This window comes from Bradyrhizobium jicamae, from assembly GCF_018130695.1.
Classification (GTDB): Bacteria; Pseudomonadota; Alphaproteobacteria; order Rhizobiales; family Xanthobacteraceae; genus Bradyrhizobium; species Bradyrhizobium jicamae_B.
Map to the genome: position 1 here is coordinate 98,082 of NZ_JAFCJX010000005.1, position 21,750 is coordinate 119,831.

Sequence of the window (21,750 nt, forward strand, 5' to 3'; positions counted from 1 at the left end):
GCCGGAATTCATTCACCTGCCTCTTCTCGCGAGGCCATCACGGGCGTTCCCCAGCCCCCCGCCTGAAATGGTGTCAGGAATTCCGGCTCGCGCGATCAGCGCTATTTCGACCGCTGCACGGCTGGTTTCTCGGCCGCCGTCCTGGCAACGTCGAGATTGTGCGCCGTGTTGATCAGCGCGATGTGGGTCAGCGCCTGCGGGAAGTTGCCGGTCTGGCGGCGAGCCCCGGTGTCGTATTCCTCGGCGAGCAGCCCGACATCATTGGCGACCGCGACCACGCGATCGAACAGCGCTTGCGCCTTGTCGATCTCGCCCGCCAGCACATAGGCATCCGCAAGCCACAGGCTGCACGCAAGGAACGCGCCCTCGATCGGCTGCGTCTCGTCGGAGACCTCACGCGGATCGTGCCGCAACACAAAGCCGTCGCGCATCATATGCTGCTCGACCGCGGCGAGCGTGCCGCGGACGCGCGGATCGTCCGGCGGCAGGAAGCCGACCGCGGGCAGCATCAAGATGCTGGCGTCGAGCAGCTTTGAGCCGTAACTCTCGACAAAGCTGTTGAGCTCACGGTCAAAGCCCTTGTCGCAGATGTCGCGATGGATGGCATCGCGCAGCACCCGCCATTTCACCAGCGGCGCCTTGAAGCCGAAGCTTTCAGCGCTCTTGATCCCGCGATCGAAGGCGACCCATGTCATCACCTTCGAAGAAACATAGTGCTTGCCGTCACCGCGACGCTCCCAGATGCCATGGTCGGGCTTGTCCCAGACCTCGGCGAGATGGCCGAGCACGGCGTATTCCAGCGCCCAGCTCTCCTCGCCGAGCTTCAGCTCGGCCATGCGCGCCTGGTGGATCGCATCGATCAGCTCGCCATAGACGTCGAGCTGCAGCTGCGCATGCGCGGCATTGCCGACCCGCACCGGCTGAGCGCCCTCATACCCGGTGAGCCAGCCGGCCTCCCATTCCAAGAGGCGCCGCTGACCCCAGATGCCGTACATGATCTGCATGTTGGCCGGCGCCCCCGCCGCCGCGCGCAGCAGCCAATTGTACCAGGCCGTCGCTTCCTCGGTGTAGCCGGAATTCATCAATGCCAGCAGCGTGAAGGTGGCGTCGCGCAGCCAGCAGAAGCGATAGTCCCAGTTCCTGGCGCCGCCGAGCTTTTCCGGCAGCGACGTCGTCGGCGCCGCGACGATGCCGCCGGTCGGTGCGAAGGTCAGCGCCTTCAGGGTGATCAGCGAGCGCATCACGAGATCGCGGCGCTGGCCCCCGTCATAGGTGCTACGGCCCGACCATTCGGTCCAGTAGTCTTCGGTGTCTTTCAGCGCCGCTTCCGGATCGATCGGCTCGGGCACCGGCACATGCGACGGCCCATAGGTCAGCACGAATGGTATGGTCTCGCCCTCGCCGACCTCGAAATCCGCAACCGTCGTCAGATCCTCGCCGCGGGTCTCGACCGGCGTGCGCAGCACGGTCATGTCCTGGCCGCAGATCGCGAGCAGCCCGTCGCCATCCACGTTCTTCTTGACCCAGGGCACGTCGATGCCGAAGCCGAAGCGGATCACGAGCTCCATCCGCATCTTGACCCGGCCGCTGATGCCGCGCACCAGACGCACAATGTCGGAGGCCTTGCCGCGCGGCGGCATGAAGTCGATCAGCGCGACCGCGCCGCTCTCCGTCTCAAACCGCGTTTCCAGGATCAGCGTGTCGCCCCGATAGCGCCGCGACGTCTTGCTGGCGTCATCGGCCGGTGCGATCAGCCAGCGTCCGTTCTTCGACGTGCCCAGGAGTGCTGCAAAACAGGCATCGGAATCGAAGGCCGGCCAGCACAGCCAATCGATCGAGCCGTCGCGGCCGACCAGGGCCGCGGTCTCGCAGTCGCCGATCAAGCCATAGTCTTCAATGCGCGAGGGCAAGTCACCGACTTTCCGCGTTCGATCACCCCATATGCGACCGCACGCGCGTTGCCCCCTTCAACGCTTCGCTATCGATCGCCGAATTCAACTGCTCCAGCGACACCGACAGCCGCCGTCGCCAGTTCGGATGCTCGTTGACGGTGCCGGGAATGTTCGGCTGGTCGACGATGCCGAGCAGATCCTCCATCGACACCACCATCATCCGCGACGGCGTCCGCGCCAGGAAGCTCACGACCGAATAGAGATCGTGGTCGTGGATGTCGTTCTGCCGCAGAATCGCGTCGAGCGCGCCAAGCGCATCCCAGCGGTCCTGGTCACTCTCGCCGGGATCGATTCCAAGCCCGCGCTTGGTCCTGAGATCGCTGAACGAGCGCCAGCCGGCATAGGTCGACAGGTCGTGGGTGTTGAAGGTGACCAGCGCATTGGCGAGGTAATAGTCGGCGTTACGGAACGCGCGCTGGTCGTCGCGCTCGAACATCATGACCAGGTAGGACCAGATGCCCCATCCGGCCATGGTGTCGCGGAATCCTTCCGGCACGGTTCCGAGGTCCTCGCCGATCACGACGCAGCGGCTGGCCACGCTTTCCTGCGCCACTGCGGCCAGCAGCGCCTCGAACGGCATCTGCACATAGGCGCCATTGGCCGGACCGAAGCCGCGCGGCACGAGATAAAGGCGCTTCAGCCCGAGCACGTGATCGAGCCGGATCGCGCCGGCGTGGCGCATCGAGGCACGCAGCATCTGGCGGAACGGCGCAAATGAGCGCATCTCCAAACCAGCCGCGTTGAAGCCGGCAAGCCCCCAATCCTGGCCCGCGGTGTTGAGCGGGTCCGGCGGCGCGCCGACGCCGAGCTGGCGCGAGATCGCGACCTGCTCATTCCAGGCATCGAAACCGTCCGACTGCACGCCGACGGCGACATCGAGATAAAGCCCGACCCGCATGTTGAGCTTGTGCGCCAGCGCCTGGCAGGCGCCGAGCTGGCGATCCGCGGTCCATTGCACGAATTCCACGAATTCGACCTCGGCCGCCGTGTCGCGCGCCTTGCGCAGCTTCGCGCAGGCCGCATCATTGGGCTCGCGCCATTCGGCAGGCCATTCCCACCACGGCGCGCTGAACTTGTGCCGCATCACCTCGAAACAGGCGAAGCGCGACAGCAAGGTGCCCTGCTCGCTGCGATACTTGTCGAAATCGGCGACGCGATCGAGCGCGGGGCTCGCCTTGAACGCCGCGAAGGCGGCGCGCAGCGCCTGCCATTTCAGATGGGCGACGCCGACATAGTCGACGATGTCCTTGGCGCGCAGCTTTGCGAGGCTGTCGCGCGTCCCGGCGCCGATCTTGAACTCGGGAATTCTTTCGACGTCGACATAGAGCGCATTGAGGAACAGCCGGCTGTTCGGTGAATACGGGCTGCAGTCGCCGGGCCGATCGTCGAACAGCGCGTGCAGCGGGTTGAGGCCAATGCCGTCGGCGCCGAGCTGATGGGCGAATTCCATCAGCGCCTGCAAATCGGTGAAATCGCCGATGCCCCAGTTGCGCGCCGAGCGCGCGCCATAGAGCTGGACGGCGATCAGCCAGCAGCGCTCGAAGCCGCCGCCGAACGCCCGCTGGGGCGCGACCAGCAGTGGCACCTCTTCGCTCGCAGCCGCATCGCTGAGATGCAGCCGGTGCACGCCCTCGGGCAGATTTCCGGGCCAGGCGATCCGGCGCTCACGGGCCTCGCCTTCGGCCAGCACCGAGGCGCCATCGGCGATTTTCCACCGCACCGGCAGCCGGGCGGATTCCGGCAAGTCGGTCGCAGCCGCCTGACCGGTGCGGATCACCACCGGCTCGCTGACAAAATGACGCGGGGTTTGCGGCGGCAGCGCGTCCAGGATCGTGGTCAGCGCCTCCGGCGTCGTCACACGGCGGTGACCGCCGCCGTCGATATATTCGGTCTGGATTCCCAGGGATCGGGCTTTGGCGTAAAGGTCCATTCGGCACGCTGTTTGCACGCGACGATGTCAGGAGCGTCGCGAAATTGTGTAGACGCAGGAAGGGGATAGATGGATGCCTAACGCTCAGCCCCGCGCTCCGTTCCCGAGGAACTATTCACGGAACCAATGCTCGGCGAGCGGCTTTCTATATGGGTCTGGCGCGCCTCCTTCCCGCCGCCGGGACATCTTTCGCGTTTCAGTGGCGGCATCACCGTGAACAAAACTGCCCGATCTGTCGAGAGTGCCAGCGGCACTTTTCATATTGCTGACGTCTATCCGGCGATCGATGGCGGCCGCTTTGCCGTCAAGCGCATCGCGGGCGAGCCGATCGATGTCTGGGCGGACATCTATCGCGACGGCCACGATGTGATCGCTGCGGCCGTGGTGTGGCGGCGCGATCCTGACGGCGCCTGGCAGCGCGCGCCGATGGCCCTGCATGGCGACGACCGCTGGGTCGGCACATTTACGCCCGACCTGCCCGGTCGTTACGTCTACGCCATCGAGGCCTGGACCGACGAATTCGCCAGCTGGCAGAAGCGCTTCGAGGGCAAGCAGAAGGCGGGCGCCGACCTCGCGCTCGACGCCATCGAGGGCGCGGGCCTGCTGACCAGGGCGCAGGCCAGCGGGCCTGACGCCGCCGCCGTGATCATCAAGCAATGCGAGACCTATCTGCAGACCGGCGAAGCCGCGCCGCTGCTCGCCTCCGACTTGCGGGACGCGATGGCCGACAGCCAGTTTCGCAGCGACCTGTCACGCTCGCAGCTATTGCCGCTGGTGATCGACCGGCCGCGCGCGCAGCATGGCGCCTGGTATCAGATGTTTCCGCGCAGCCAGGGGCGGGTCCCGGATCAGCACGGCACCTTCATCGACTGCATCGCGCGGCTGCCCGATATCGCCGCGATGGGATTTGACGTGGTGTGCCTGACGCCGATCCACCCCATTGGCCGGCAGGGCCGCAAGGGACGCAACAATGCGTCGACCGCGCAGAACGGCGATCCCGGCAGCCCCTACGCGATCGGCGCGGCCGAAGGCGGCCATGACGCCGTCCACCCGCAACTGGGCACCTTGGAAGAATTCCGCGCCTTCGTCGCCGCCTGCCAGAGCCACGGCATGGAGGTCGCGCTCGATTTCGCCGTGCAATGCGCGCCGGACCATCCTTGGCTGACGCAGCATCCGCAATGGTTCAAGCGCCGTCCGGACGGATCGATGCGCCATGCCGAGCATCCGCCGCAGACCTGGAGCGATATCGTCAGTCCCGATTTCACCGGCGACGACACGGCCGCGCTCTGGAATGCGCTGCGCGATGTCGTCCTCTTCTGGGTCGAACAGGGCGTGAAGATTTTCCGCGTCGACAATCCCCACACAAAGCCCCTCCCGTTCTGGGAGTGGCTGATTCGCGAGGTGCAGCGTCACGATTCCGATGTGATCTTCCTGGCCGAAGCCTTTGCGCGCCCCAAGCTGATGAAGGGGCTGGCCAAGCTCGGCTTCAGCCAGTCCTACGGCTACTTCACCTGGCGCACGGAGCGCGGCGAGCTCGAACATTATCTCGGTGAATTGACCAGCTATCCGACCCGTGACTTCCTGCGGCCAAATTTCTTCGTCAACACGCCCGACATCCTGCCCTTCCATCTGCAGAGCGGAGAGTCCTGGATGTTCAAATCGCGCGTTGCGCTGGCGGCGAGCCTGTCCTCGAACTACGGCATATACAGTGGATTCGAGCTGCTGGAGCACGGGGCGATCCCCGGCCGCGAGGAATATGCCAATTCGGAGAAATACCAGATCAAGGTCCGGAATTGGGACAGGCCCGGCAACATCAAGCCCTACATCGCGATGCTGAACCGTATCCGGCGCGCCAATCCGGCGCTGCAGCAGACCAGCCATCTCCGCTTCCTCGGCATCGAGAACGGCAATATCATCGGCTTCGTCAAGCAGGCGGCCGACAACATCGTCGCTGTCGCGATCGCGCTGACATCGGGCCTGCACGAATTCTGGCTGCCGCTCGCTGATATCCAGCTCGGCAGCGGTCCTGCGCGACGTCCCGTCACCGCGGTCGAGAATCTCGCGACCGGCGAACGTCATGCTCTCGAATGGGGCGGCATCCGTCTGCGTATCGACCCCGCCACCGATCCCGCGCTATTATTGCGCTGTGTGGCGTGAGGAGAGCGCCATGAACGTGATGTCTTCAGTCGATCCGAAGAACCTGATTGCCACCGAAACCGGCGACGAGCTCTGGTACAAGGACGCGATCATCTACCAGCTCCACGTCAAGGCCTTTGCCGACAGCAACAATGACGGCATCGGCGACTTTGCGGGGCTGACGGAGAAGCTCGGCTATCTGCAGGAGCTCGGCGTCACCGCGCTGTGGCTGTTGCCGTTCTATCCCTCGCCCGGCCGCGACGACGGCTATGACATCGCCGACTACGGCGACATCAATCCCGATTTCGGGACGATGAAGGATTTCAAGCGCTTCATCCAGGAGGCCAAGAAGCGCGGCCTGCGCGTCATCACCGAGCTGGTCGTCAACCACACCTCGGACCAGCACGACTGGTTCAAGCGCGCCCGCCGCAGCCAGCCGGGCTCGAGCGCGCGCAACTGGTATGTCTGGAGCGACACCGACCAGAAGTACCAGGGCACGCGGATCATCTTCACCGATACCGAGAAGTCGAACTGGACCTGGGATCCCGAGGCCGGCCAGTTCTACTGGCACCGCTTCTTCTCGCATCAGCCGGATCTCAACTTCGACAATCCCCGCGTGGTCAGCGCCATCATGCAGGTGATGAAGCGCTGGCTCGACACCGGCGTCGACGGCTTCCGGCTCGACGCCATCCCCTATCTCTGCGAGCGCGACGGCACCAACAACGAGAACCTGCCGGAGACGCACGCCATCATCAAGAAGCTGCGCCAGGAGCTCGACGCCTACGCCAAGAACAAGGTGCTGCTCGCCGAGGCCAATCAATGGCCGGAGGACGTGCAGGAATATTTCGGCCATAGCGACGAATGTCACATGGCCTACCACTTCCCGCTGATGCCGCGGATCTACATGGCGATCGCGCAGGAGGACCGTTTTCCGATCACCGACATCCTGCGGCAGACGCCGGACATTCCGGCCAGTTGCCAGTGGGCGCTGTTCCTGCGCAATCACGACGAGCTGACGCTCGAAATGGTCACCGACGTCGAGCGCGACTATCTGTGGTCGACCTACGCCAACGATCCGCGCGCGCGCATCAATGTCGGCATCCGCCGGCGGCTGGCGCCGCTGATGGACAATGACCGGCGCAAGATCGAGCTGATGAACTCACTGTTGCTGTCATTCCCGGGCACGCCGATCATCTATTACGGCGACGAGATCGGCATGGGCGACAACATCTATCTCGGCGACCGCAATGGCGTGCGCACGCCGATGCAGTGGTCGCCGGACCGCAATGGCGGCTTTTCGCGCGCCGACCCGGCGCGGCTCTATGCGCCGACGATCATGGATCCCGTCTACGGCTACGAATCCGTCAATGTGGAGGCGCAGTCGCGCAGCCTGTCGTCGCTGCTGTCGGCCACCAAGCGGCTGATCTCGGTGCGCAAGTCGACGCTGGCGTTCGGCCGCGGCACCATGACGTTCATCCGCCCGGAGAACCGCTCGGTGCTGGCCTATGTCCGGCAGTACCAGGGCGAGGTCATCCTCTGCGTCGCCAACCTCTCGCGCTCGGCGCAGGCGACCGAGCTCGATCTCTCCGCGTTCAAGGATCGCATTCCGCTCGAGATGCTCGGCCGCACGCGTTTTCCCGCGATCGGCGACCTGCCCTACATGATCACGCTGGCACCGTACGGCTTCTACTGGTTCCAGTTGCAGGAGCGCGACAAGTCCGAGCCGGTGGTTTCGCGTGCGGTGCCGGAGTTCGAGACGCTGGTGGTGCCGCTCAATTCGACCTGGATGTCGCTGGCGCGCACCCGCGGCGTGTTCGAGCGCGACGTGCTGCCCGGACATCTGGCGCGCACGCGGTGGTATCCGGAACGCTCGGCGCACGCGATCCAGCCGGCAGTGGTCTCCGCCGTGCCGTTCTGCGATATCGGCGACAACCGTCCGTGGCTCGCTTTCTTCGCGACCACGCAGCGCGGTAGCACCAGTCGCTGGGTGCTGCCGATGCAGATCGAATGGGTGCGGTTCGATCGCGAGCGCTATAATCCCAGGGCTTTCGCTGCGGTCCGCCAGGGCGCGCGCGAAGGCACGCTGCTGGATGTCGCGACCGACCAGATCTTCATCTCGCTGTTCCTGCGCAATCTGCGAGAGCAGTTGACGGTCGAGGAAGGCGAGCAAGGCCTGCGGCTGGAATTCCGGCCGACCAGCCGCTTCTCCGATAAGGCGATCCGGACGCCGGAGCGTGTCCGCACCATCGAGAAGGATCAGGCCCACAGCGTGGCGCTGGTCGACAACGATTATGCGATCAAGATCTACCGCAAGCTCGAAGCCGGCATCAATCCCGAAATCGAGATCGGCCGCTTCCTGACCGACGTTGCAGGCTACGCCAACACCCCGCCTTTGCTCGGCACCGCCGAACTCATCGAAGGCGAGGCGCGCACCGCCATTGGCATCATCCATGCCTATGTCATCAACCAGGGCGACGCCTGGACCGTGGCGGCGTCCTATCTCGACCGCTTCGTCGAGCGGCTGCGACTGATCGGCGGCGCCGAACAGGATGGCGACCATGAGGAGCGGATGTCCTATCTGCACTTCATGTCGCAGGGCGGCAAGCGGCTCGCCGAGTTGCACATCGCGCTCGCCGGCAATCGTGAGCTGGTCGACTTCGCACCCGAGCCGACGAGGCCCGAGGACGTGCAGCGCTGGAGCGACGAGATCATGGCCCGCGCCGATCGTGTGTTCGATCAGCTCGAACAGCGGCGCGAGAGTTTGAAGGACGGCGATCGTGCGCTGGTCGAGCAGGTTCTGGCGCAGCAGGACACGCTGCCGGAGCGGCTCAAGTCGCTGCTGCCGCGCGAGATCGACGGCTTCAGCATCCGCCACCACGGCGACTTCAATCTCGGCCAGATGCTGATCGTCAAGGACGACATCTTCATCGTGGACTTCGAGGGCGAGCCGCGCCGGACCATCGCCGAGCGCCGCCGCAAGGCACCTGCCGCGCGCGACGTCGCCGGCCTGGTCCGCTCGATCGATTATGCCGCCACGGCAGCTCTCGACCGCGCGCTGAAGCTCGGCCCGGACGATCAGGGCAAGTTTGCGCTGGCGCTCGCCGACTGGCGCGATCGCACCGTGGCGGCCTTCCTCGGCAGCTATCGCGAGACCATGGTTAACCAGCGGCTGTGGCCGGCCGAGCCTGCGGCCGCCGAGCGCATGCTGGGCTTTTTCCTGCTTGAGAAAGCCTTCTATGAGATCGAATATGAGTTGGCAAACCGGCCGGACTGGCTGCGGATTCCGCTCACCGGCTTGCTCAGGATCCTGGCGCAACAGCCGCATGAGGTTGCATGACGAAACTGCCCGCCGAAGCCTATGCCATCATCGAGGGCCGGCATTCCGACCCCTTCCACTATCTCGGCCTCCACACCGAGGGTGAGAAGCGCGTCGTGCGTGCCTTCCTGCCGGAGGCGAGCAATGTCGAGGCGGTCGGCGAGCATGGCGAGACGGCGAAGCTCAAGCGCATCCACGATTCCGGCCTGTTTGCCGGCGCGATGCCGAACGGCTCGACGCGCTACCAGCTCCGCGCCCGCTTCGGCGACCACGTGGTCGATCTCGACGATCCCTACCGCTTCCCGCCGGTCTTGAGCGACTTCGACCTCTATCTGCTCGGCGAAGGCACCCATCAGCGCGTCTACGACAAGCTCGGCGCCCATCCGATGACGCTCGACGGTGTCGAGGGCGTCGCCTTCGTGGTGCTGGCGCCGAATGCCCGCCGCGTCAGCGTGGTCGGCGACTTCAACTACTGGAATTCGCGACGGCATCCGATGCGGGTGCGTGGCGTCGGCTACTGGGAGCTGTTCATCCCGCGCGCCCGCGTCGGCGACCGCTACAAGTTCGACATCATCGGCCCCAACGGCCACCATCTGCCGCAGAAGTCGGACCCGGTGGCGTTCGCGGCGGAGATCCGGCCGAAGAGCGCCTCGATCGTGTTCGACCAGAGCAAGATCCCGCATCCGCAAGCAGCGCCCGAGCGCATCAACGCGCTGGGCTCGCCGATGTCGATCTATGAGGTCCATCTCGGCTCGTGGCGGCGCAAGGGCCACAATGAATGGCTGACCTATCGCGAGCTCGCCGAGCAGCTGCCCGCCTATGCCCGCGACATGGGCTTTACCCACATCGAATTCCTGCCCGTCAGCGAGCATCCGTTCGACGGCTCCTGGGGCTATCAGCCGACCGGCATGTTCGCGCCGACCAGCCGCTTCGGCACGCCGCTGGACTTTGCCACGCTGATCGACGCCTGCCATCGCGAGGGGCTGGCCGTGCTGCTCGACTGGGTGCCCGGGCATTTCCCGGACGATCCGCACGGGCTCGGCCATTTCGACGGCACCGCGCTCTATGAGCACGCCAACCCGCAGCAGGGCCGCCACCTCGACTGGGGCACGCTGATCTACAATTACGGGCGCACGGAAGTGACCAACTTCCTGGTCTCCAACGCGCTGTTCTGGCTCGATCGTTACGGCATCGACGGCCTGCGCGTCGATGCCGTCGCTTCCATGCTTTATCTCGATTACAGCCGCCCCTCCGGCGGCTGGATTCCGAACAAATATGGCGGCCGCGAGAACATCGAGGCGATCGCCTTCCTGCGCCGCTTCAACACCGAGCTGTTCGCGCGCTTCCCGAATGCGACAACCGCTGCCGAAGAGTCCACCGCGTGGCCGCAGGTGTCGCGCCCGGTCGACTATGGCGGGCTCGGCTTCGGCTACAAGTGGAACATGGGCTGGATGCACGACACGCTGAAATATATCGGCAAGGATCCCATTCACCGCAAGCATCATCACGGCGACATCCTGTTCGGCCTGCACTACGCCTTCTCCGAGAATTTCATCCTGCCGCTGTCGCATGACGAGGTCGTGCACGGCAAACGCTCGATCCTCGGCCGCATGCCCGGCGACGACTGGCAGCGCTTTGCAAACCTGCGCGCCTATTACAGCTTCATGTTCGGCCACCCCGGCAAGAAGCTGATGTTCATGGGCTGCGAGTTCGGCCAGGAACGCGAGTGGAATCACGACCAGTCGCTGGACTGGCATTTGCTCGAACAAAAGAAATATGCCGGCATCCAGTCGCTGATCCGCGACCTCAACCGGCTCTATCGCGCGGTACCCGCGCTGCATGAGCTCGATTGCGACAATGCCGGATTCGAGTGGGTGATCACTGACGACGCCAACAACAACGTGTTTGCCTGGCTGCGCAAGGGTCATGGCGAGCGCGCCCGCTGCCTCGTCGTCGCGAACTTCTCGCCCAATGTCTATCGCAACTATCGCGTCCGGGTGCCGTTCGGCGGCAAGTGGCACGAGGTGCTGAATTCGGACTCCGCCCATTACGGCGGCACCAATGTCGGCAATATCGGCGAGGTCCGCGCCTCCGAAGGCGCCAAGCCGGAGCTCAGTCTCACCATCCCACCGCTGGCCGCGATCTTCCTCGTACCCGAAAGCTGATCCATGCGACTGACTGGGGGCACCTCGACGCGTCTCGGCGCGAGCTGGGACGGCAGAGGCACGAACTTCGCGCTGTTCTCGGCCAATGCCGAGAAAGTGGAATTGTGCCTGTTCGACGGCCAGGGCCGTCGCGAGCTCGAGCGTATCGAATTGCCCGAGCGCACCGACGACGTCTGGCACGGCTATCTCAACGACGTTTCACCGGGCCAGCTCTACGGCTATCGCGTGTACGGGCCCTACGCGCCGGAGCGCGGCCACCGCTTCAATGCGAACAAGCTGCTGCTCGACCCCTATGCCAAGCGGCTGGCCGGGCGGCTGGTGTGGAGCGACGCGCATTTCGCCTATCGCACCGGCAGTGCGCGCGAAGACCTCTCCTTCGACCGGCGCGACAATGCGCGCGGCATGCCCAAGGCCGTGGTGGTCGACGAGACCTTCAACTGGGGCCGCCGCGAGATCAGGCCACAGATCCCCTGGGAAGACACCATCATCTATGAGGCGCACGTCAAGGGTCTGACGCAGAAACGCGATGACGTGCCGCCCAATCTGCGCGGCACCTATGGCGGGTTGTCGTCGCCGGCGATGATCGACCATCTCAAGAAGCTCGGCGTCACCACGATCGAGCTATTGCCGGTGCACGGGCTGATCGACGATCGCGTGCTGGTCGAGAAGAAGCTCGCCAATTACTGGGGCTACAACACCATCGCCTTCTTCGCGCCGGAAGCGCGCTACGCCCAAGACAATGCGCTGGATTCGTTCCGCACCACCGTGGCGCGGCTGCACGATGCCGGCATCGAGGTGCTGCTCGACGTCGTCTACAACCACACCGCCGAGGGCAACCATATGGGCCCGACGCTCAGCTTCCGCGGCATCGACAATGCCTCCTATTACTGGCTGAAGCCCGAGAACCCGCGCTACTACGACGACTTCACCGGCTGCGGCAGCTCGGTCAAGGTCAGCCATCCGCGCGTGCTGCAGATGGTGATGGACTCGCTGCGTTACTGGGTCGAGGTCTGCCATGTCGACGGCTTCCGCTTCGATCTCGCCACGACCCTGGCGCGCGGCCCGAACGGCTATGATCGCAACCACGGCTTCCTCACCGCGATCCGGCAGGACCCGGTGCTCGCGACCGTCAAGATGATCGCCGAGCCCTGGGACCTCGGGATGGGCGGCTATCAGGTCGGCGGCTTCCCGTCACAATGGTCGGAGTGGAATGACCGCTACCGCAGCGCCATGCGGCGCTACTGGAGCGGCGAAGGCAGCTTGATCGGCGATATCTCCAGCCGCATGACCGCCTCCTCCGACCTGTTCCATCACGACAACCGCGCGACGCGCGCCAGCATCAACCACATCACCGTGCATGACGGTTTCACGCTGGCTGATCTCTTCGCCTACAACGAGAAGCACAACGAGGCCAATGGCGAGGACAATCGCGACGGCTCCAACGACAACCACAGCAACAATTGCGGGGTTGAAGGACCGACCGACGATCCCGCGATAACAGCGCTGCGCCGGCAGTTGCGCAAGAATGCGCTGGCCTGCCTGCTGCTGGCGCAAGGCACGCCGCTGATCCTCGCCGGCGACGAAGTCGCCAACACGCAAGCCGGCAACAACAACGCCTATTGCCAGGACAACGAGACCGGCTGGGTCGGCTGGGAAAATCTCGGCACTGACGACGACTTCACCGACTTCATCAGCCATCTCGCCGAGCTGCGGCGCAAGTTCGGCCAGATCCGCTGCCAGCGCTGGCTCGACGGCCGCCGCACCGATGGCAGCTATGGCGTGCTGTGGCTGACGCCGTCGGCAGCCGAGATGACGGAATCCGACTGGAAATTCCCGGAGGGACGCTTTCTCTCCTACGTGCTCGGCCCGATGGAACAAGGACAGGCGCCGATCTTTATCGTGCTGAATGCCGCCCCCGAGGAGATCGCGTTCACGATGCCGAAGATGCCGGACTACAAGACCTGGCAGCAGGTGCTCAACACCACCGAGGTCAAGCAGGACGGTCCCGCCTTCACCTCGGGCGTTGAGACCAAGGCGCCACCGCGCTCGGTGCTGGCTTTTGCAGGCGCGGCATGACCGCGCCGACCTTCGGACCGCAGATCACCAGGGACGGCACGCGTTTTCGCCTCTGGGCGCCCGCGGCCAAGCGCGTCGATCTCCTGCTCGACCAGCCGCATCCGATGGTTCGCGACGACAAGGGTTGGTACAGCGCCGAGATTGCGGATGCGCGCGCCGGCGCGCGCTACAAGTTTCGGATCGATGACGAACTCGACGTCCCCGATCCGGCCTCCGCCTTCCAGCCCGACGATGTCTTCGGTCCCTGTGAAGTGATCGATCACATAGCCTATCCCTGGCGGGCGACGGATTGGCGTGGCCGGCCGTGGCATGAGGCGGTGATCCTCGAAGCCCATGTCGGCACCTTCACGCCGCAAGGCACTTACCGCGCTGTCATCGACAAGCTCGATCATCTCGTCGCCGCCGGCATCACCGCGCTGGAATTGATGCCGCTCGCCGATTTCGCCGGCAAGCGCAACTGGGGCTATGACGGCGTGCTCTGGTATGCGCCCGACAGCGCCTATGGCCGGCCCGAGGATTTGAAGGCGCTGATCGACGAGGCGCATCTGCGCGGGCTGATGGTGATGCTCGACGTGGTCTATAACCACTTCGGCCCGGAGGGAAATTACCTCGGCCGCTACGCGCCGAATTTCTTCACCGACGCCCACACGCCGTGGGGCAGCGCGATCGACTACCGCGTGCCGGAGGTACGCAGCTTTGCGATCGAGAATGCGCTGTCCTGGCTGCGCGACTATCGCTTCGACGGCCTGCGGCTCGACGCCGTCAACACCATCATCGAGGTCGGTGAGCCGCCGTTCCTGAATGCACTGAGCACGGCCGTCGGCAAGCTTGCGGCCGAGACCGGACGCCACATCAATATGGTTCTCGAGAACAGCGACAACCGCGCGAGCCTGCTTGACGCTGCGGAAGATCCGCCGCGCGGCAAATATCGTGGGCAGTGGAACGACGATTATCACCACGTCTGGCATGTGATGCTGACCGGTGAGGATCAGGGCTACTACGCCGACTATCAGCAATCCGCGAGCAACGATCTCGTTCGCGCAATGTCATCGGGATACGTCTATCAGGGAGAGGTCTCGACTTTCTGGGGCGGCAAGCGGCGCGGTGAAGCCAGCGGCGCGCTGTCGCCGACCTGCTTCATCAACTTCCTGCAGAACCACGACCAGATCGGCAACCGCCCGCTCGGCGACCGCCTTGAATCGATCGCCGATCCCAAGGCGATCGAGGCTGCGCTCGCCGTGATGTTGCTGGCGCCGATGACGCCGATGCTGTTCATGGGCGAGGAATGGGGCTCAACGGCACCCTTCCCGTTCTTCTGCGACTTCAAGGGCGGCCTTGCCGACGCTGTGCGCAAGGGCCGCCGCGAGGAGTATGCCTGGGCCTACGCCAGATATGGTGACGCGGTGCCCGATCCGCTCGCTGAAGAGACCGCGCGATCGGCAATACTCGATTGGGACGACCTCAAGCACGCGCCGAGCCGCAAGCGGCTGGCGCTGGTGCGGGACCTGCTCGCGATCCGTCGCCGTGAGATCACACCGCGATTGGCCGGGGCGCGGTTTGGCGAGGCGCATGTCAGTGGCGGCCTGCTGACCGCGCATTGGACAATGGGCGATGGCCGCAAATTGGGACTGACGGCCAATCTGTCGGCTGACGAGACCGCTGACGTTCCGAGTTCCGAGGGAACCCTGATCTGGGGCCCTGCGTTGTCCGGCCGGATGCCCGCCTGGGCGGTGCGCTGGCACATCGGATAGGACAATGCCTCCGGCGATCCCGATCGCAACATACCGCCTGCAACTCACCGCCGATTTCAACTTCGATAGCGCCGCCAGCGTGGTGCCGTATCTGAAGTCGCTCGGCATCAGCCATGTCTACGCCTCGCCCTTCATGAAGGCGCGCAAGGGCTCGACCCACGGCTACGACGTGGTCGATCACGCCAAACTCAATCCGGAGCTCGGCGGCGAAGCCGGCTTCGCGCGGCTGAGCGCGGCGCTGAAGCAGAATGATCTCGGCCTGATTCTCGACTTCGTGCCCAACCATGTCGGCGTGCATTTCGCCGACAATCCCTGGTGGCTCGACGTGCTGGAATGGGGTCCCACGTCGCCTCACGCGGCCTCCTTCGATATCGACTGGGACCAACTGCCCTATCGCGCCCGCGGCGGCGTGCTGCTGCCGATCCTGGGCTCGTCCTACGGAGAGGCGCTGGAGCGTGGCGAGATCGAGCTACGCTACGACGTCGAGGAGGGCAGCTTTTCGGCCTGGTACTACGAGCACCGCCTGCCGATCGCGCCCGAGCGCTATGGCGAGGTGTTGCGCGCGATCGTCAAGGAAGCCGGCGCCAACCATAGCGCAGCCGGCAACGCCATGCTCGCGCTCGGCTCGCGCTATCGCGGCTTGCGCCACCCGAACCGCACCGAAGCGCCGGCCTTCAAGGCGGAGCTGAAGGCGATCGCCGGCGGCGCGGAGATCATCACGCGCGGTCTCGCCGTCTATCGCGCCGGCGAGGATCGCCCGAGCCAGACGCTGGCGCTGCATCATCTGCTCGAACGGCAGCACTACAAGCTCGGACATTGGCGCCTCGCCTCCAGCGACATCAATTATCGCCGCTTCTTCGACGTCAATACGCTGGCAGGCTTGCGGGTCGAAGACCTCGACACGTTCGAGGCCAGCCACAGCTTGGTCAAACGGCTGATCGCTGAAGGCAAGCTGCAGGGCCTGCGGCTCGATCACATCGATGGCCTGCGCGATCCCGCGCAATATTTTCAGCGCTTGCGCCGGCTGATCCGCGAGGCCCAGGGCGGACGCGCAAAGCCGTTCTACATCGTGATCGAAAAGATCCTCGGCGAAGACGAGAGACTGGCAAGGTTCGCCGGCGTGCACGGCACCACCGGCTATGAGTGGATGAACACGATCAGCCAGGTGCTGGTCGATGGCAATGGGCTCGACCCCCTCAATGAGATCTGGCGGCAGATCAGCAACCAGCCGCCAAAACTCGAACCGGTATTGCGGGCGGCCAAGCGGCGCGTGCTGGAGACGCTGCTGACAAGCGAATTCACTGTGTTGGCGCGGCTATTAGCGCGGATCGCGAGCGGTCATTATTCGAGTCGCGATTTCTCCGCCGACAGCTTGCGGCAGGCGCTCGAGCTCTATGTGCTCCACTTCCCGGTCTACCGCACCTACCTGACCGCGTCAGGCCCGACTGCACATGATCGCACCATCATCAACGAGACAATCAAGCGCGCCCGTGCCGATTGGTTCGCTGCCGACGACGGCATCTTCGATTTCCTGCGCGACGCGCTGACCATGGACCTGATCAAGCCCGGCCGTCCGCCGCACAGCGCGCCGCGGGTGCGCCGCTTTGCGCTGAAGGTCCAGCAATTCACCGGGCCGATGATGGCAAAGTCGCTGGAGGATACCAGCTTCTATCGTTATTACCGCCTGCTTGCCCTGAATGAGGTCGGCGGCGATCCGGCCGCGCAGGCAATTCCCATCGATCGTTTCCACGCGCTGATGCGGAGCCGCGCCAAGGACTGGCCGCACGGCATGACGGCGACCGCAACCCACGACACCAAGCGCGGTGAGGATGCCCGCACGCGCATCATGGCGCTGGCCGAAATCCCCGGCGAATGGACCAGCGCGGTGGCGCGCTGGAAAGTGCTGAACGCGCCGCATCTGACCGTGGACGGCGAGATGCGCGCGCCCTCGGCGACCTTCGAATACATGCTCTATCAGGCCCTGCTCGGCGCCTGGGAGCCTGATGATCCCGCCTTCGTCGAACGGATGCAGGCGTTCGCGCTGAAAGCCGCGCGCGAGGGCAAGCAGGAGACCAGCTGGCTCAATCCGCATGAGGCTTACGAGAGCGGAGTGAAGACCTTTGTCGCGCAGATCCTGGATCGCGGCATTTCCGCGGAGTTCCTCGACATGCTGGGAACGATGGCCAGGCGTCTGTCGCTGCTCGGCGCGTTGAACTCGCTGAGCCAGCTCACGCTGAAGATGACGCTGCCCGGCGTGCCCGATATCTACCAGGGCACCGAGTTCTGGGATTTCTCCCTGGTCGATCCCGACAATCGCCGGCCGGTGGATTTCGCTGCGCGTGCGTCCGCCCTTGCCGCGCCGGACAATCCGGATTGGGCGGAGCTGACGCGCAACTGGCAGGATGGCCATGTGAAGCTCGCATGGACGCGGTATCTGCTGCGGTTGAGAAACGAACTGGCCGCCGTCTTCACGGACGGCGATTATCAGCCGCTCGAGATCAGCGGCCCGCATCGCGATCACGTCATTGCCTTTGCACGCCGGCACGGCCGCGATGCCATCATCGTCGCCGCAACAAGGGCCTTCGCGCCGTTCACCCAGGCGGGACGTGCCTGGCCGCATGCGGAGGCGTTTGAAGGCGAAGTCGATATCAAAGGCTACAAGATCGAGGGCCGCACCGGCGGACTGCAACTCGCCACCCTGTTCAAACGGCTGCCTGTTGCCGTTCTGAAGGCAAACGTGACCCGCCCCGCCAGACCACCGGCGAAGCGCGCACGCGCCATGAGCACTTCGTAAAAACGCGGAAGGCCGTCCGGGATCGACGGCCGGACGGCCTGGCGGATGTTGTGCCGACGACGAAGGTCGGTTCCCTCTTCCCGCGCTTGCACCGATGGTCCGGCAAATTCGTTACCGGGAGGCTGACGACTGATTGCATCGTCAATTATTTTCGTTGCTGCATGGCAGCAACGATCGTCAGCTCTTCTTCGTCAGCAGCAGTTGCCCGCGCTTCTGGATCGCGATCTGCGCGGCTTCGGCAAAGCGCTGCAACAGCCAGGGCAATGTCACCTCCAGCCGCACACTGGTCTCCTCGACATCGAGATGGCCCGCGGCAACCTGCCCGAGCGCACGGACGCGAAAGGTCATGCGGTTGTTGTCCCAGCGCTCTTCGTCGACGCTTAGCATCGGGACGCTGGTCGCGGCGCGGGTGAGGCCGTCTTCAGGCGACGCATCGCCTCCTCGCGGCCGAGGCTGTGCGGAATCGAAACGATGAGCGGCGCGGACATTGCAGACCTCCTCAACTGGTCCGCTCGATGTAATTCCGTTCCTCACAAAAGGAAGGGCAAGGGCGATTATCGCACCCCAGAAATCGGAACTTTCACAACCACGAAAGGTTTCCCCCGCGCAAAAAGGGCAGAGATCAAACAGGCCCGCGGGCTGAGGAGACTTCACATGTCAATCGGTACCATCATTCTCATTATTCTGGTCATCGCGCTGCTCGGCGGCTTCAGCGGCATCGGCGGCGGACCGTTTTACGGCACCGGCTATTACGGCGGCGGCGGCCTTGGCCTCGTCATCGTGATCCTGCTGATCCTGCTGTTGATGGGCAGGCTGTAACAGCCAGTTGTAGCTGCGTAGGGTGGGCAAAGGCGCGAAGCGCCGTGCCCACCTTCACGAGCACAGCAAGAATGGTGGGCACGCTGCGCTTTGCCCACCCTACGCGTCTTCTTTCGCGGGCATGACACTTCACTTCCCCGCCAGCTTCTTCATCGCGCTCTTGATCGACGCGGCCGCATCCTCATAGCCATCCCACGCCTTCGTCTTCTTAAGCAGCGCCGGCACGGTTCGCACCGTGTATGCCTTCGGATCGAGACCCGCGCGCAGCTGCGCCCAGGTCAGCGGCATCGACACCGTCGCGCCCGCACGCGCGCGTGGCGACAGCACCGCGACCGCCGTCGAGAGCCGGTCATTGCGGAGATAGTCGAGAAAGATCTTTCCCTTGCGCTTGGCCTTGGACATGTTGATCAGGTAGCGCTCGGGATCGTCTCGTTCCATCCACTGACAGATCGCCTGCGCGAAGGCTTTTGCCTCCTTCCACGTCACCTTGTCTTTCGCGCCGTGCAGCAGCGGCGTCACCACGTGCAGGCCCTTGCCGCCGGTGGTCTTGCAGAAGCTTTCCAGCCCGACCGCCGTCAGCCGCTGGCGCATGTCCTTGGCGGCCTCGATCACATCGGCAAAGTCGACGTCGGGCGCGGGATCGAGGTCGAACACCAGCCGTCCCGGCGTGTCGTAAGCGTCGGGCGCGCAGTTCCAGGGATGCAGCTCGACGCCGCCGGATTGCGCGACCGCCGCCAGACCCTCGACCTGATCGATCTGCAGATACGGCTTGCGATCGCCCGAGACCTTCGCGAGCTTGAGCAGCTTCGAGGTGCCGGTCATGGCGTGGCGCTGGAAAAAGGTCTCGCTTGTGATGCCGTCGGGCGCGCGCACGATCGAGCATGGCCGGCCCTTGAGATAACCGATCATCCACTCGCCGACCGCCTCGAAATAGCGCGCGAGGTCGAGCTTGGTCACGGCCTCGCCGTCACCGCCATCGGGCCACAGCGCCTTGTCCGGATGGGAGATCACGACGCCCATCACTTCGGCGCCCTTCTTCGTCCCGGCTTTCGCCATCGGCTTCACCACCTTGACCATCGCCGGCTTCTCCGCTTCCACCTCGTGCGCCGGCTTGTCCTGCCGCAAGCCCTTGAAGGCGGCCTGCCGGATATTCTTGGCTTCGGTCCAGCCACCAAACTCGATCTCGGCGACGAGCTCCGGCTTCAACCAATGCACGTCCCGCGTCTTCTTCGGCGCATTCTCGCCGCCGAACGGGCTCTTGTCCGACGCCGACGCCTTCAGCGCCGGCATGATGCGGCGGACCGTGTCGGCGCCGAAGCCGGTGCCGACGATGCCGACAAACGCGAGATGATCGCCGCGATAGACGCCGGCCATCAGCGAGCGGAATTTGCCGTTGTTCGTCTTCCAGCCGCCGAGCACGACCTCGTGGCCGCCACGGATCTTTGCCTTCGTCCAGTCATCTGACCGACCGGAGCGATAGGCACCATCGAGCCTTTTCGAGACGATGCCCTCCAGCGCCAACTTTCGCGCCGATTCCAGCACGATCTCGCCGTCATCTTCGAAATGCTCGACATATTTGATCTGCTTCCCCTTGGTCTTGCGCGTGTCGAGCAATTGCTTCAAACGCGCCTTGCGCTCGCGCAATGGCAGCGGACGCAGGTCTTGCTTGCCGGCAAACAGCAGGTCGAACGCGTAGAAGATCAGACGATCGGTCTTGCCGTCGGCGAGCGCTGCCTGCAGCGTCGAAAAGTGAGGCGTGCCATTCCTGTCGAGCGCGACGATCTCACCATCGATCAGCGCGTCCGGCAGCCTGGCGCCCTCTTTGGCAATCGCAACGAACTTGTCGGTCCAGTCGAGGCCTTTCCGCGTCTTCAAAATCGCTTCACCATCCTCAATGCGCAGCTGCATGCGATAACCGTCGAACTTGATCTCATGGCACCAGGCATCTCCGTTTGGCGGCGCATCGACGGCGGCACAGAGCTGCGGCGTCACGAATTCCGGCATCACCGAAACAGTCTTCGGCTTGGCCGTCAGCCGCGCCTTGGGCGGCGCCGCCTTGGTCCGGGCGCGCGCCTCAGCCGCTTCGCCGCGATTGGAGTGCCAGACGGCGTCAGCCTTCGGCTTGCCGTTGCTCTTCGTCAGCATGAACGGCTTTGGGGCCTTGCCCTTGCCGGCCGCGATCTCTGCCATCGATCGGCCGGAGGCAACCGAGCGATCCTCTGCGAGGACGTCCTCACCGTTACCGTTGGTCGCATATTCGTCGCGGTGCTTGATCAGCAGCCAGTTGGTGCGCTTGCCGCCGTAGCGATCGCCCTTCATCCGCACCAGCACCCAGCTGCCATGCAGCTTCTGGCCTTCAAGCGTAAACTTCAGATCGCCTTTCCTGAAGCCTCGCTCGGGATCGTCGCACTCCCAATAGCCGCGGTCCCACAGTTGCACCGTGCCGCCGCCATATTGGTCGTCCGGGATCGTGCCTTCGAAGTCGCCATAGTCGAGCGGATGGTCCTCGACCTCGACGGCGAGCCGCTTGTCATGCGGATCGAGCGAAGGCCCGCGCGTCACCGCCCAGGACTTGAAGACGCCGTCGAACTCGAGCCGGAAATCGTAATGCAGACGCGTCGCATCGTGCTTCTGGATCACGAAACGCCGATGCGTGGCAGGCGCGACCTTGACGTCGCCGGAGGGCTCGTCGGTCTTCTCGAAATCGCGCTTCTTGCGATATGTCGACAGGTTTCTCAGCGGCACGTGCAGGCCTCAAACGCATGCAAAACCGGCCGCGAGACGCGGCCATCAGGAACCAAAACCCACCGT

At 64.6% G+C, this 21,750-nt stretch carries 10 protein-coding genes and 1 pseudogene; 7 read left to right on the forward strand and 4 right to left on the reverse strand.

Going from position 1 to position 21,750, the window contains the following annotated elements:
• Positions 1–101: 101 nt before the first annotated feature.
• Together JQ604_RS08795 and malQ are read right to left on the reverse strand one after the other, a co-directional pair.
• Entirely contained in the window at positions 102–1,910 is a 1,809-nt protein-coding gene (locus tag JQ604_RS08795) for a glycoside hydrolase family 15 protein (RefSeq protein WP_212355497.1), read from the reverse strand.
• Positions 1,911–1,932: 22 nt separating this feature from the next.
• Entirely contained in the window at positions 1,933–3,882 is a 1,950-nt protein-coding gene (gene malQ / locus JQ604_RS08800; protein ID WP_212355499.1) for a 4-alpha-glucanotransferase, read from the reverse strand.
• Positions 3,883–4,095: 213 nt separating this feature from the next.
• Here malQ and JQ604_RS08805 point away from each other — a divergent pair, with 213 nt between their 5' ends.
• From JQ604_RS08805 to treY, 6 genes are read left to right on the forward strand one after another with little or no spacing between them, the layout of a single operon-like run.
• Positions 4,096–6,039 (forward strand): alpha-1,4-glucan--maltose-1-phosphate maltosyltransferase, encoded by a 1,944-nt coding sequence (locus JQ604_RS08805; RefSeq protein ID WP_349631081.1) that lies wholly within the window; start codon positions 4,096–4,098, stop codon positions 6,037–6,039.
• A gap of 10 nt (positions 6,040–6,049) precedes the next feature.
• Positions 6,050–9,355: a maltose alpha-D-glucosyltransferase gene (treS, locus tag JQ604_RS08810; RefSeq protein ID WP_212355511.1), complete on the forward strand. Its 3,306-nt coding sequence runs from the start codon at positions 6,050–6,052 to the stop codon at positions 9,353–9,355.
• On the forward strand, positions 9,352–11,499 hold the full coding sequence (gene glgB, locus JQ604_RS08815) for a 1,4-alpha-glucan branching protein GlgB (protein ID WP_212355513.1): 2,148 nt from the start codon (positions 9,352–9,354) through the stop codon (positions 11,497–11,499). Before treS ends, glgB begins: the two co-directional genes overlap by 4 nt.
• Before the next feature lie 3 nt (positions 11,500–11,502).
• Positions 11,503–13,575: a glycogen debranching protein GlgX gene (glgX, locus tag JQ604_RS08820; RefSeq protein ID WP_212355515.1), complete on the forward strand. Its 2,073-nt coding sequence runs from the start codon at positions 11,503–11,505 to the stop codon at positions 13,573–13,575.
• On the forward strand, positions 13,572–15,326 hold the full coding sequence (gene treZ / locus JQ604_RS08825) for a malto-oligosyltrehalose trehalohydrolase (protein ID WP_212355517.1): 1,755 nt from the start codon (positions 13,572–13,574) through the stop codon (positions 15,324–15,326). The genes glgX and treZ overlap by 4 nt, the downstream gene beginning before the upstream one ends.
• A gap of 4 nt (positions 15,327–15,330) precedes the next feature.
• A complete protein-coding gene (gene treY, locus JQ604_RS08830; RefSeq protein ID WP_212355519.1) occupies positions 15,331–18,120 on the forward strand; it encodes a malto-oligosyltrehalose synthase in 2,790 nt (929 codons plus the stop codon).
• Between the two features lie 177 nt (positions 18,121–18,297).
• On the opposite strand, the pseudogene JQ604_RS08835 reads toward treY, so the two are convergent.
• Positions 18,298–18,608, reverse strand: a pseudogene (locus JQ604_RS08835) (polyhydroxyalkanoic acid system family protein).
• Between the two features lie 166 nt (positions 18,609–18,774).
• On the opposite strand from JQ604_RS08835, the gene JQ604_RS08840 reads away from it, so the two are divergent.
• Positions 18,775–18,939 (forward strand): DUF3309 family protein, encoded by a 165-nt coding sequence (locus JQ604_RS08840; protein ID WP_082190472.1) that lies wholly within the window; start codon positions 18,775–18,777, stop codon positions 18,937–18,939.
• Between the two features lie 129 nt (positions 18,940–19,068).
• On the opposite strand, the gene ligD is transcribed toward JQ604_RS08840, so the two are convergent.
• Positions 19,069–21,684 (reverse strand): DNA ligase D, encoded by a 2,616-nt coding sequence (ligD, locus tag JQ604_RS08845; protein WP_212355521.1) that lies wholly within the window; start codon positions 21,682–21,684, stop codon positions 19,069–19,071.
• Positions 21,685–21,750 lie beyond the last annotated feature (66 nt).